Raw genomic sequence first — 12,972 nt, forward strand, 5'->3', positions numbered from 1 at the left:
CAGCACCGCCCCGACCGGGCCGGACACCGCTTCGGTTGGACCGGCAAGTGGCGGTGTCACGGCTGGTCCCGGACGGCGAAGCGGGCCAGGGAGACCGAGCCGACGAAGCCGAGCAGCCCCAGCACCACCAGTACGGGCAGGGTGCTGGCATGTCGGTTGAGCGCCGCCTCCGCGCCCACCGCGCTGACCATCGTGGCCAGCAGCATGTCGGCGGCGACCACCCGGTCCAGCAGTGAGGGCCCCCGGTAGAGCCGCACCAGGGCCAGCAGGGCGGTCACTGACAGCAGACCGGCGATCACCAGGACCAGGACGAAGTTCACCAGGACTCCTTGTCTACGGGAACGGAGCGCACCTGACGCAGTTCGGCGTCCGAACCGACCGCCGCGACGATCCGCCGCTCCACGATGCGGATCTGCTTGCGGGCGGCGACGAGGTCCGCCGGGCCGTGCACGTCGAGCACGTGCACGTAGAGAACGGCGGCCTCCCGATCCGTCTCCACGATCAAGGTGCCCGGTACGAGAGAAAGCACCTCGGCGGTGAGCGCCAGGTTGAGGTCGGTGGGTACCCGCAGCCGGACCGCCACGACGGCCGACCGGGGCACGTAGCCGGGCTGCACCGCGATCCGGGCCACATGCAGGCTGGCCCGGACCAGTTCGGCGACGAACCGCACCCCGAACACCAGCAGGCCGGGCAGCCGCAGCCGGCCACCGAAGGTCACCGGCGGCAACGGGAAGAACAGCAGCACCGCGGCGGCCACCAGCAGGCCGCCCAGCAGGTTCCCCCAGCTGAAGTCGCCCCAGAACAGGTTCCAGGCCAGCACCAGCCAGCCCACCGCGATCAGTCGGTCCCGTCGGCGCCCCCGCCCGGCCGGTGCCCCCTGCGGCCTCGCCGCCCCCGGCCCGGTCACGGCGGCCCACCCGGCAGGACGGCCTGGATGTACGGGGTCCGTTCCCGCAGGTCGACCGCCGCCCCCCGGGTCACCTCGAACAGGGGTCCCGCGACCACGGTCAGGGCCACTCCCAGGACCACCAGGGCGGCCGTGGCACCGACCGTCAGACCGGGTAGCGGGCCGCTCGGGTGGACGGTCTCGCAGGGGGCCCGCCAGAAGGCCAGGCTCCACACCCGGCTGGCCACGTAGAGGGTCAGCAGGCTGGTCACCGTGCCGACCGCGACCAGGGTCCAGGGCAGCGCCCCGCCGACGGCCACCCCGGCCTGGAGCAGCCCGAGTTTGCCGAGGAAGCCGGAGAAGGGCGGGATGCCGGCGAGGTTCATGGCCGAGACGAAGAAGAGCAGCCCGAGCAGGGGCGCCACCCGGGCCACTCCCCCGAGCCGACGCAGATCGGTACTGCCGGTGCGTTGTTCGACCAGGCCGGCGACCAGGAAGAGGGTGGTCTGGATGGTGATGTGGTGCACCACGTAGAAGATCGCCCCGACGAGTCCGGCGACCGTGCTGAGCCCGACCCCGAAGATCATGTAGCCGATGTGGCTGACCAGGGTGAAGGAGAAGAGTCGTTTCATGTCCGACTGGGCCACCGCGCCGAGGATGCCGACCAGCATGGTCAGCCCGGCCACCACCAGCAGCAGGGTGCCCGCCTGGTCGCCGGGGAAGAGCAGGGTCTGGGTCCGGATGATCGCGTACACCCCGACCTTGGTGAGCAGTCCGGCGAAGACGGCGGTGACCGGGGCCGGGGCGGTGGGGTAGCTGTCGGGCAACCAGGCCGACAGGGGGAAGACCGCCGCCTTGATGCCGAAGGCCAGCAGCAGCATCAGTTGCAGGCTCAGTCGGACCCCGCCGGGCAGGGCGTCCAGTCGGGCGGCAAGCTGGGCCAGGTTGAGGGTGCCGGTCGCCGCGTACACCAGACCCACCGAGATCAGGAAGATCATCGAGGCCAGGACGTTGACCACCACGTAGGTGGAGCCGGTACGGATGCGCAGCCGGGTGCCGTTCAGGGTGATCAGGACGAAGCTCGCGGCGAGCAGCATCTCGAAGCCGACGTACAGGTTGAACAGGTCACCGGCGAGGAAGGCGTTGGTGACGCCTGCGGTCAGCACCAGATAGGTGGGGTGGAAGATGGCCAGCGGGGCGCTCTCGCCGGTCTCCCCCTGTCCCTGGCCGATGGAGTAGAGCAGGACGCACAGGGTCACCGCGGAGGAGACGACGAGCATCAGCGCGGCCAGTTGGTCGGCCACCAGCACGATGCCGACCGGTGCGGGCCAGGCACCGATCTCGACGACCAGTGGTCCGTGCCGGTAGGACCGCACCAGCAGCAGTACCGCCACCAGCAGGGTGGCGCCCAGGCAGCTGACGCTGACCAGGCGCTGCGGCACCGGCCGGTTCGCCAGCAGCAGGGTCAGGGCCGCCCCCAGCAACGGCAGCAGCACCGGCAGCGGTACGAGGGTGTTCATCGCCGGCCCTCGCTCTCGCCCGGCAGGGGTCGGTTCATCCGGGCCCCTTCCGGCGTCGCCGGGGTGCCGGCGCGTCGAGTTGTTCGGGGTCGGCCTCCGGCGGTTCCTCGCTGAGGTCGACGGTCGAGACCTCCTTGCGGGCGGCGCGGTGCTTGATCCGCTGGTCCTCGATGTCGTCGGGCACCTCGTCGTCGCCGTCCAGGTACCAGCTGCGGTAGCTGACGGCCAGCAGGAAGGCGGTGAACCCGAAGGTGATCACGATGGCGGTCAGCACCATGGCCTGCGGCAGGGGGTCGCTCATCGCGGCCGGGTCGGTGACCCCGACCACCGGGGCCCCGCCGGGGCGGCCACCGAAGATGATGAGCAGGTTGATCCCGTTGCTGATCATGATGACCCCGAGCAGGATGCGACTCAGGCTGCGTTCCAGCAGCAGGGTCACCCCGCAACCCACGAGGATCCCGATCGCGATGAAGGACACCAGGTTGGCGCCGGTACCGGTCACCTGGGCCCTCCCCGACGTTGGACGGCCAGCCCACCGGTAAACCCGCCGGACGCCTCGATGTTGCGGTCGACCTCGGCGCCGAGACTGCGCAGCACGTCCAACGCCAACCCGATCACCACCAGGTAGACCCCGATGTCGAAGAAGAGCGAGGTGACCAGGTAGAAGTCGCCGACCAGCGGCAGCCAGAAGTCGACCTTGGCGCTGCTCAGCGCGGCTCCCCCGTCCAGCAGGGTGACCATCGCGGAGCCGACCGCCACGGCCAGTCCGGCCCCGAGCACGGTGCCGGCGCTGACCGGGGCGGCCTCGCCCAGTTCGTACCGCCCACCGGCCAGATACCGCATGGTCAGGGCCAGGCTGGCGACCAACCCGCCGGCGAAGCCGCCACCGGGCGCGTTGTGGCCGGAGAACAGCAGATAGAACGAGAACAGCACCGCGGTGTGGAAGATCAGCCTGGTGATCACCTCCAGCACCAGGGAGCGGTTGCGTTCCCGCAGGGTGACACCCCCGCGCAGCCAGACCGGCCGCCCGGCGACCGCCTCCCGCCGGTCGAGGTCCAGCCGACGGGGGCGGGGACCGGTGCGGGAGCGTTCGAAGACCAGACTGGCCACCCCGGTCGCGGCGACCACCAGCACGGACAGCTCACCCAGGGTGTCCCAGGCCCGGATGTCGACCAGGGTCACGTTCACCACGTTGCGACCGTGTCCCTGCTCGACGGCGAGTTGGGCGAAGTCCTCAGAGATGCTGCGGGCCTGGCGGGCGGTGGCGGCGGCGACGGCCAGTCCGGCGACGGTCACCCCCACGATCACCCCGACCGTCCGTCGCAGCCACCGACTGCTCCACAGTGGCCGGACGGAGAACCGGCGCGGCAGGCGGCGCAACACCAGCACGAAGACCGCGATGGTCACGGTCTCCACCAGGAACTGGGTCAGTGCCAGGTCGGGTGCCCCGTGGAGGACGAAGAGCATCGCGGTGCCGTAGCCGGTCACCCCGACCAGCAGCATCGCGGTCATCCGGCGACGGGCCCCCACGGCCAGCAGTGCGGCCACACTGATCACCAGCAGGACCACCGGCTGGACCGGGGTAACCCACGGCGCGATCGGCTGCTGCCAGGGCCGGATCGTCAGCAGCACACCACCGGGGACGGCGGCCAACACCAGCAGGATCAGGCCCAGGTACTGGGGCAGGGAACCCCGCTGGGTGACGCTGGTGACGTCGACGGCGATCCGGTCGAAGCGGTGGGTGACCCACTCGTACCCCTGTCGGCCGCCGACCGGGGCGCGGAGCCAGGCCAGCACGGGGGCCAGCGGACGGCGCGCGAGGAACAGCACCGCCCCGCCGGCCAGGGCCAGCGCGGAGAGCCCGAGGGCCAGGTTGAGGCCCGGCCACAGGGCCAGGTGCCCGTGCAGAGGCCCCAGGATTTCCGCGTACGGCCGCAGCAGGTGGTCGACCGGACCGGCAGCCGTGCCGGCGACCAGCCCGGCCAGGGCCAGGGCGGCCGGGGGCAGCAGCATCGCCGAGGGGATCGGCCCCAGGGTGGTCGGCGGGGTCTGCGGGCGGGTGCCGAAGGCCCCCCAGAGGAAGCGCAGGCTGTAGGCGACCGTGAGGACCGTGCCGAGGACCAGCACGGTCAGCACCACCGGGCGGTCGGTGAAGGCGGCGAAGATCGCCTCCTTGGCCACGTAGCCGAGCAGGGGTGGCACCCCGGCCATCGAGGCGGCCGCGAGCAGGGCCACCCCGGCCAGCACCGGTGCGGACCTTCCCAGCCCGGACAGGCGCCGCAGGTCCCGGGTGCCCGCGCCGTGGTCGATCACCCCGACCACGAGGAACAGGGTCGCCTTGAACAACGCGTGCGCGGCCAGCATCGCCAGACCGGCCAGGGCGGCGTCCGCGGTGCCCACCCCGACGGCCACCGCGAGCAGGCCGAGTTGGCTCACCGTGCCGTACGCCAGCAGCAGTTTCAGGTCGTTCTGGCGCAGCGCCGCCCAGCCGCCGACCACCATGGTGGCCAGGCCGCAGATCAGCACCACCGGGCGCCAGGGCCCCACCCCGGCCAGCACCGGGGCGAGCAGACCGAGCAGGTAGATGCCCGCCTTCACCATGGCCGCCGCGTGCAGGTACGCGCTCACCGGGGTCGGTGCCGCCATCGCCACCGGCAGCCACGAGGTGAACGGCAGCAGCGCCGACTTGGACAGGGCGCCCAGCAGGATCAGCAGCACGGCGACGACCAGGTACGCGCCACCGGGCAACGGCCGCTCGGCCAGCTCGGACCACCGGTAGGTGCCGCCGTGGTGGCCGAGCATGATGAATCCGACGAGCATGGCCAGGCCGCCCAGGCTGGTCACCATCAGCGCCTGACCGGCCGCCCAGCGGGCGGAGCGCCGCTCGGTGCTGTGCCCGATCAGCAGGTACGACAGGACCGTGGTCAGTTCCCAGCAGACATAGAGCAGCAGCAGGTCGTCCGCGAAGACCAGGCCCAGCATCGCCCCGGCGAAGCCGACCATGACGCCGGCGTACTGGGCGGTGCCCACGGCCTCCGGTGGCAGGTAGCGGGCGCTGTAGATCAGCACCATCGCCCCGACCCCGCCGACCAGCAGGGCCATCAGCCAGGACAGGGTGGTGATCCGGAAGGCCAGCTCCAACCCCAACTGCGGAATCCACCGGTACGTCTCGACGACCGCCCCGCCGTGCGCCACCTGCGGGGTCTGCACCAGCGCCCAGCCGAAGGCGGTGGCCGGGGCCAGGGCCAGGGGGTAGCAGGCGCGCGGACCCCAGCGGCGCACCAGCAGCGGCGCCGTGATGGCCGCCGCGAGGTGCAGGGTCAGCAGTACGAGCACGCGCGCTCCCGGTCGAGGTGGGGCAGCGGCGCCCGTGTCGGGTGCCTGGCGCCTGATAAGGATCAGACGACAGTTCAGGGCACTAATGGGCTAGTTCGCTGAAAAAGCCCCATATTCACCTTCGGTCTGGCCAGGGCATCACCCCGACCTCGGGTCGGTGCCGGATCAGCGGCGGGGGGCCGGTGGGACCGGGTCGCGCCCGGGACGGGGGTCCACCATCAGGTCCGGTCGGCCGATCCGCCGGGCCACCTTGTTGACCAGCCGCTGGGTGGCGGTCAGGGAGCGCACGGACAGCAGTCGGCCCCGGCTCTCCCGGCGCAGTACGAAGTAGTGCACGGCGACCCGCACCTGGGCCCGGTCGGCCGCGCTGGCCTGTGCGGTGACGAGGACCAACTCCCGCAGGCAGTCGGCCAGCCGCTCGGCCAACTCCAGGTCGGCTCCGCGCAGCCCGGCGCGCAGGGCCACCACCCGACTGTCAACCTTGCGAATCAGGACATCGGTGCCGGAGGTCCCTGGGCCCCGCTGCTCGACGGCCATCCGATCTCCTCACCCATCAGCACACCGCGGGTGAAGTTACTTTATGTTGCCTGACCTAAGCAAGCAGTTAAGTAAGACTTAACGGATTAAGCGCTCAGACAGGGACTAAAGCCTTAACTGCCCAATGACCCACCAGGGGTCCGGGTCGGCGGACCTCCAGGGTCCGGGGCAGGATGGGCTGGTGGCACCATCAAGTGCGGCCCCGACCGGTGGGGCGACCCTCTCCCGGTTCGGTGCGGCCACCCGGGAATGGTTCAGCGCCGCCTTCGAGGCACCTACGGCAGCCCAGGCCGGTGCCTGGGCCGCGGTCGCCGCCGGACGCAACGCCCTGGTGGTGGCGCCGACCGGCTCCGGCAAGACCCTAGCCGCCTTCCTCTGGTCCCTGGACCGGCTGGCCCGCGACCCCGCCCCGGCCGAACCCCGGCACCGGTGCCGGGTGCTCTACGTCAGCCCTCTGAAGGCCCTGGCGGTGGACGTCGAACGTAATCTCCGGGCCCCCCTGGCCGGCATCCGACAGGCCGCCAGCCGGCTCGGGCTGCCCCCGCCGGAGATCACCGTAGGGATGCGTACCGGCGACACCCCGGCGGACGAGCGCCGGGCCTTCGCCCGTACCCCACCGGACATCCTGATCACCACCCCGGAATCGCTGTTCCTGTTGTTGACCTCCGCGGCCCGCGACTCGCTGCGCGGGGTGCAGACGGTGATCCTGGACGAGGTGCACGCGGTGGCCGGCACCAAGCGCGGGGCCCACCTGGCGCTCTCCCTGGAGCGGCTGGACGAACTGTTGCCGGCGGCGGCGCAGCGGATCGGGCTCTCCGCGACCGTTCGACCGATCGAGGAGTGCGCCCGGTTCCTCGGCGGTTCCCGACCGGTCGAGGTGGTCGCCCCGACCACCGCCAAGACCATCGAGGTCAGCGTCCAGGTGCCGGTGGAGGACATGACCCGCCTGGACGAGCAACCCGCCCCCGAGGAGGGGCTGGACGGCCCGCGCACCGCCTCGATCTGGCCCGCCCTGGAGGAACGGGTGTACGCCCTGATCCAGGCACACCGTTCCACGATCGTGTTCACCAACTCCCGGCGCAGCGCCGAGCGACTCTGCGCCCGCCTCAACGAGCTGGCCGCCGAGGAGTCCCCCCAGGAGTCGCCGTCGGCACGGCCCACCGGGGTCACCGCCACCCCGGCGCGGATCATGGCTCAGGCCGGTGCGGTGGCCGGGGCCCTGCCGGTGATCGCCCGGGCCCACCACGGCAGTGTCTCCCGGGAGGAACGCCGGCACATCGAGGAGTCACTCAAGGCAGGTCAACTGCCCGCGGTGGTGGCCACCTCCAGCCTGGAACTCGGCATCGACATGGGCTCGGTCGACCTGGTGGTGCAGATCGAGGCACCGCCGAGCGTGGCCGCCGGTCTCCAGCGGGTGGGCCGGGCCGGGCACCAGGTAGGCGCGGTGTCGCGGGGGGTGGTGCTGCCCAAGCACCGGGGGGATCTGCTCTCCTGCGCGGTGGTGGCCGAGCGGATGAGCGAGGCCCGGATCGAGGAACTGCACCATCCCCGCAACCCGCTGGACGTGCTCGCCCAACAGATCGTCGCGATGGTCGCCCTCGACGAGTGGCGGGTCGAGGACCTGGCCACCGTGGTCCGCCGGGCGGCGCCCTTCGCCGAGTTGCCCGACTCGGCCCTGCACGCCGTACTGGACATGCTCTCCGGGCGCTATCCCTCTACCGCCTTCGCGGAGTTGCGTCCCCGGCTGGTCTGGGATCGCGCCACCGATGTGCTGACCGGCCGCCCGGGGGCCCAGCGGCTGGCGGTGACCAGCGGCGGCACCATTCCGGACCGGGGACTGTTCGGCGTCTTCCTGGCCGGGGCGGAACGCGCCGCCCGGGTCGGCGAACTGGACGAGGAGATGGTCTACGAGTCCCGGGTGGGCGACGTCTTCCTGCTCGGCTCCTCCTCCTGGCGGATCGAGGAGATCACCCCGGATCGGGTGCTGGTCTCCCCCGCCCCCGGGCAGGCCGCCAAGATGCCGTTCTGGAAGGGCGACCAGCCGGGCCGCCCGGTGGAACTGGGCCGGGCGATCGGGGCGCGGATCCGGACCCTGCTGCGCAAGGGCGACGAGGAGGCCACCGCCGCGCTGCGGGCCGCCGGGCTGGACGACTGGGCTGCCGGGAACCTACTGGCCTACCTGCGCGAACAGCAGGCCGCCACCCGCTCCCTGCCGGATGACCGGACGGTCGTGGTCGAGCGGTTCCGCGACGAGCTGGGCGACTGGCGACTGGCCGTGCACAGTGTGCTCGGGGCCCGGGTCAACGCGCCCTGGGCCCTGGCCCTCGCCCGTCGACTCGCCGAACGCTACGGGATGGACGCCCAGGTCCTGCCCTCCGACGACGGGATCGTCGTACGGCTGCCGGACACCGCCGACAGCCCGCCCGGCGCCGACGTGGTGGCCTTCGATCCCGAGGAGATCGCCCAGCTGGTGGAGGAGTCCGTCGGCTCCTCTGCACTGTTCGCCGCCCGGTTCCGGGAGTGCGCCGCCCGCTCGCTGTTGCTGCCCCGCCGTGACCCCCGCCGCCGGCAGCCGCTGTGGCAGCAGCGGCAACGCGCCGCCCAACTGCTCGACGTGGCCCGCGAGTACGCCGATTTCCCGGTCACCCTGGAGGCGGCCCGGGAGTGCCTGCAGGACGTGTTCGACGTACCCGCCCTGGTTGAGGTGATGCGCGACCTGGCCGGCCGCCGGGTCCGGCTGGTCGAGGTGGAGACCCCCCGGCCCTCACCGTTCGCCCGCTCCCTGCTCTTCGGGTACGTCGGCGCCTTCCTCTACGAGGGCGATGCCCCGCTGGCCGAGCGGCGGGCCGCCGCCCTGGCCCTGGACTCCGCCCTGCTGGGTGAGCTGCTGGGCCGGGTGGACCTGCGCGAGTTGCTGGACCCGGTGGTGCTGGCCGAGTCCGAGCGGCAACTGCGCTGGTTGACTCCCCAGCGCCGGCCCCGCGACGCGGAGGACGTGGTCGAGTTGCTGCGCCAGCTCGGCGACCTGAGCACCGGGGAACTGGCCGAGCGTGGGGTGCCGCTGGACTGGCTGACCGAGCTGACGGCCAGCCGCCGGGTGCTGCCGGTACGCATCGCCGGGCAGGACCGCTGGGTGGTCGTGGAGGACGCCGGTCGGCTGCGCGACGCCCTGGGGGTGGCCCTGCCGGTGGGGGTGGCCCAGGCGTACCTCGAACCGGTGGCCGACCCGCTGGGCGACCTGGTGGCCCGGTACGCCCGGACCCACGGCCCGTTCGCGGCGGCCAGCTGCGCGGCCCGGTTCGGGTTGGGGGTCTTCGTGGTGGAGCAGGCGCTGCGCCGCCTGGCCGCCACCGGGCGGGTGGTCTCCGGCGAGTTCACCCCGGAGTCCGTCGGCACCCAGTGGTGTGACGCCGAGGTGCTGCGGCTGCTGCGCCGCCGATCCCTGGCCGCGCTGCGCCGGGAGATCGAGCCGGTGCCGCCCCGGGCGCTGGCCACCTTCCTGCCCCGGTGGCAGCAGGTCGACTCCTCGGCCCGGGGGGTGGAGGCGGTGGCCGCCGTCGTGGAGCAGTTGCAGGGGATGTCCGTGCCCGCCTCGGCACTGGAACGGTTGATGCTCCCGGCCCGGGTGGCCGACTACTCCCCCGCCCTGCTCGACGAACTCTGCGCCAGCGGCGAGGTGCTGTGGGCCGGTGCCGGGGCGATCTCCGGCGGGGACGGCTGGGTCAGCCTGGCCTACGCCGACCTGGCACCGCTGCTGCTCCCGATGCCGGACGAGACTCTGGCCCGTACCCCCTTGCACGAGGCCGTGCTGGACGCCCTCGGCGAGGGGCAGGCGTTGTTCTTCCGGGCGCTGGCCGACCGGGTCGGTGCCACCGACGACGCCGAGCTGACCGGAGTCCTCTGGGATCTGGTCTGGGCCGGGCACCTGACCAACGACACCCTGGCCCCCCTGCGGGCGGCCCTCGGTGGGGGCGGCGCGCACCGGGCCCGACCTACCGCGGCCCGCAGTCGCTACCGGCGTCCGGGGCGGGTGGCCCTGCCCAGCCGGGGCGGCCCGCCGACGGTGGCCGGCCGCTGGTCCCGGTTGCCCGAACGGGACACCGATCCGACCCGACGGGCCGCGGCCCTGGCCGACGTGCTGCTGGAACGACACGGTGTGCTGACCCGGGGGGCGGTCGTGGCCGAGCAGGTGGCCGGCGGCTTCGCGGCGGTCTATCCGGTGCTGGCCGCCATGGAGGAACGCGGCGCCGCCCGACGTGGCTACTTCGTCGACGGGCTGGGCGCGGCACAGTTCGCCGTGCCCGGGGCGGTGGACCGGATCCGCGCCCTGGCCGAGCCGCTGGACGCCCCGAAGACTCCCGGTGGCCCGGCCCTGGTGCTGGCCGCCACCGATCCGGCCAACCCGTACGGCGCGGCGTTGCCCTGGCCGGAGCGGGTGGTCGACTCCGGCGACGCGGCCACACCGGGCACCGGCCACCGGGCCGGGCGCAAGGCCGGCGCCCTGGTCGTGCTGGTCGCCGGTGACCTGGTGCTCTACGTGGAGCGGGGCGGGCGGACCCTGCTCTCCTACGCCGACGACCCGGAGGCCCTCGCCGCCGCCGGTAAGGCCCTGGCCGGTGCGGTGGCCTCCGGCGCGTTGGGGACGATCTCGGTGGAGCGGGCCGACGGCCAGTCGGTGCGCTCCTCCGCGCTGAGCGACGCCCTCACCGCCGCCGGTTTCCGGGCCACCCCCCGCGGTCTGCGCCTGCGCGCCTGATCCTGCCGACCACCCCGCACGGTGCCCGACCGCACCGCTCGCTCAGTGCAGGTCGGCTAGGACCTTCTCGTAGCGGGGTCGGTCGGCCTTCGGGGTCGGCCCCTCCAGGTAGTTGAGCACGATGGTGCCCCGGCGGTGGGAGGCCCCGCTCCACAGCTCGGCCATGTCGATGGCGCTGCCCTCGTCGGGGAAGACGTACACCCCGATGTTGTCCGTGACGATCAGCTCGGAGCAGCCCAGTCCCAGACCGTCCGGCCCGCACTCGACCGAGCGGTTGCGCGAGTTGGCGACCTTCAGGCCGGCCTTGCGGAAGGCCGCTACGACCTCCCGGGCGCTGGGTGCCCCCGGCTGGCGGGGCGGCAGCTCCACCGGCGGTGGGCTCAGCGGCAGCCGGGGGGAGGTGCTGTCCGGCCCGGGCTTGGCCTCCGGCGGCGCGGGCGGGGCCGGTGGGACGGCGGCGCTCGCTGTGGTGGCGGGCTCCGGGGCGGCGGCCGAGGAGGACGTCGGCACGGCCGGGGTGGCCGCCGGTAGGGAGGTGGACGGCGCCGGGGCGGCCGTGGACGGCCGATCCGGGTCACCGCCGCAGCCGGTCAGCGCGACAGTGGCCGTGAGCAGGACGACGGCGGGGAGGATCATCCGTTGGGTCACTCCTGGCAGTCTGCCCAACTCGGCGGAGACCGTGCAGTGGCCGGTCGGTCAGTGCACCTGTCACCTATCCGGCAGGTGGCCGCCCTGGCAGCGGTGCCGGTGGGCCACACGTACGATCCGATGCCGTGACCAGCAGTGCACACCTCACCGGGTCGACCAAGATCGTCTCCCTGACCACCGACTACGGCCTGGCCGACGGCTTCGTGGCGGCCTGCCACGGGGTGATCGCCCGGCTGGCCCCGAGCCTCCGGGTGATCGACGTGACCCACCTGGTGCCACCGGGCGACATCCGTCGGGGTGCGGCCGTGCTCGCGCAGACCGTGCCGTACCTGCCGGTCGGGGTGCACGTGGCGGTGGTCGACCCGGGGGTGGGTACGGCTCGCCGGGGCATCGCCCTGGCCACCCCCGGTGGCCTGCTGGTCGGGCCGGACAACGGGCTGCTGATCGACGCCGCCGCCGCGCTCGGCGGGGTCACCGAGGCGGTGGAGTTGGCCAACCCGCGGTGGCTGGCCGAGCGGGTCTCGGCCACCTTCCACGGGCGGGACGTCTTCGCTCCGGTCGCGGCCCGGTTGGCCTCCGGCGCCCCGCTGTCCGAGGCCGGTCCGGCCGTCGAGGTGTCTACCCTGATCCGGCTGCCCGAGCCGGTGGTCGAGGTACGTCCGGACGGCTTCACCGCCGAGGTGTTGACGGTCGACCACTTCGGCAACCTCCAACTGGCCGCCCCGGCCGACCTGCTGCTGGCCCTGCCGGCCCGGGTCCGGATCCGCCCGGTCGGCGAGCAGACCTGGGAGCGGGTCGCGGTGCATGGTCGTACCTTCGGGGACGCTTCGCCCGGTGCCCTGGTGGCGCACCCGGACTCGGCCGGTCGGGTCGCCCTGTCGACCAACGGTGGCCGGGCGGCCGAGGTGCTCGGTGTCGCTGCCGGTACGCTGCTGCGGGTCGATGGGCTCGCCGACTGCTGACCGGTCCGGCGCCACACGCACGAAACCTCCATTGTGGAAGGCTGTCGGAGTGGAAGATCGCTGGGTGCCTGCCGCCTGTCCCTGCTGCGCGTCGCGTACCGGCGGCGGCACCTGTCCGGTGTGTTTCTGGACCGACGACGGCCAGGCCGACGCCGACGCCGAGGTGGTGCGGGGCGGTCCCAACGGGGAGCTGAGCCTGACCATGGCCCGGCTCAACTTCGCCGTCTACGGCGCCTGCCACCCCCGCTACCAGGATTCGGTACGCCCCCCTCGGCCCGAGGAACTGCCCTGACCTGGCCGGGCCGGGGTGCTCCGACCCCGACCCGA

General features: G+C 73.1%; 10 protein-coding genes. 3 read left to right on the top strand and 7 right to left on the bottom strand.

Annotated elements, in window-relative coordinates; all coding sequences use genetic code 11:
- Window positions 1–56 precede the first annotated feature (56 nt).
- The 6 genes from ABZ795_RS11440 to ABZ795_RS11465 form a co-directional block, all read right to left on the bottom strand.
- Window positions 57–320 carry a monovalent cation/H+ antiporter complex subunit F gene (locus ABZ795_RS11440; RefSeq protein WP_327022152.1) on the bottom strand — a complete coding sequence of 88 codons (264 nt, stop codon included), beginning with the start codon at window positions 318–320 and terminating at the stop codon, window positions 57–59.
- Window positions 317–907, bottom strand: a complete 591-nt coding sequence (locus ABZ795_RS11445; protein WP_357530240.1) for a Na+/H+ antiporter subunit E — start codon at window positions 905–907, stop codon at window positions 317–319. The genes ABZ795_RS11440 and ABZ795_RS11445 overlap by 4 nt, the downstream gene beginning before the upstream one ends.
- Window positions 904–2,406, bottom strand: a complete 1,503-nt coding sequence (locus ABZ795_RS11450; protein ID WP_357530241.1) for a Na+/H+ antiporter subunit D — start codon at window positions 2,404–2,406, stop codon at window positions 904–906. The genes ABZ795_RS11445 and ABZ795_RS11450 overlap by 4 nt, the downstream gene beginning before the upstream one ends.
- 34 nt (window positions 2,407–2,440) lie before the next feature.
- On the bottom strand, window positions 2,441–2,908 hold the full coding sequence (locus tag ABZ795_RS11455) for a Na(+)/H(+) antiporter subunit C (protein ID WP_327022155.1): 468 nt from the start codon (window positions 2,906–2,908) through the stop codon (window positions 2,441–2,443).
- Entirely contained in the window at window positions 2,905–5,742 is a 2,838-nt protein-coding gene (locus ABZ795_RS11460) for a Na+/H+ antiporter subunit A (RefSeq protein WP_357530242.1), read from the bottom strand. The genes ABZ795_RS11455 and ABZ795_RS11460 overlap by 4 nt, the downstream gene beginning before the upstream one ends.
- 165 nt (window positions 5,743–5,907) lie before the next feature.
- Window positions 5,908–6,279 (bottom strand): hypothetical protein, encoded by a 372-nt coding sequence (locus ABZ795_RS11465; protein WP_357530243.1) that lies wholly within the window; start codon window positions 6,277–6,279, stop codon window positions 5,908–5,910.
- A gap of 124 nt (window positions 6,280–6,403) precedes the next feature.
- On the opposite strand from ABZ795_RS11465, the gene ABZ795_RS11470 reads away from it, so the two are divergent.
- Complete coding sequence (locus ABZ795_RS11470) at window positions 6,404–11,035, top strand: ATP-dependent helicase (protein WP_357530244.1); 4,632 nt, start codon at window positions 6,404–6,406, stop codon at window positions 11,033–11,035.
- A gap of 42 nt (window positions 11,036–11,077) precedes the next feature.
- Here the strand turns inward: ABZ795_RS11470 and ABZ795_RS11475 are convergent, their stop codons facing one another.
- The gene (locus ABZ795_RS11475; RefSeq protein ID WP_357530245.1) at window positions 11,078–11,683 is read right to left on the bottom strand and encodes a hypothetical protein; all 606 of its coding nucleotides are present in this window, start codon (window positions 11,681–11,683) and stop codon (window positions 11,078–11,080) included.
- Window positions 11,684–11,844: 161 nt separating this feature from the next.
- Between ABZ795_RS11475 and ABZ795_RS11480 the strand changes: the two genes are divergently transcribed.
- Together ABZ795_RS11480 and ABZ795_RS11485 are read left to right on the top strand one after the other, a co-directional pair.
- A complete protein-coding gene (locus ABZ795_RS11480; protein WP_357530351.1) occupies window positions 11,845–12,645 on the top strand; it encodes an SAM-dependent chlorinase/fluorinase in 801 nt (266 codons plus the stop codon).
- A 64-nt stretch (window positions 12,646–12,709) separates the two neighbouring features.
- The gene (locus ABZ795_RS11485; protein ID WP_327022160.1) at window positions 12,710–12,937 is read left to right on the top strand and encodes a CPCC family cysteine-rich protein; all 228 of its coding nucleotides are present in this window, start codon (window positions 12,710–12,712) and stop codon (window positions 12,935–12,937) included.
- Window positions 12,938–12,972 lie beyond the last annotated feature (35 nt).

The organism is Micromonospora sp. NPDC047134 (assembly GCF_040643455.1).
In the GTDB taxonomy this organism is placed as follows: Bacteria; Actinomycetota; Actinomycetes; order Mycobacteriales; family Micromonosporaceae; genus Micromonospora.

Excerpts from the sequence above, each read along its gene's own strand:
- ABZ795_RS11450 (WP_357530241.1), bottom strand. The coding sequence starts at position 2,406 with ATGAACACCCTCGTACCGCTGCCGGTGCTGCTGCCGTTGCTGGGGGCG.
- ABZ795_RS11470 (WP_357530244.1), top strand. The coding sequence starts at position 6,404 with ATGACCCACCAGGGGTCCGGGTCGGCGGACCTCCAGGGTCCGGGGCAG.
- ABZ795_RS11465 (WP_357530243.1), bottom strand. The coding sequence starts at position 6,279 with ATGGCCGTCGAGCAGCGGGGCCCAGGGACCTCCGGCACCGATGTCCTG.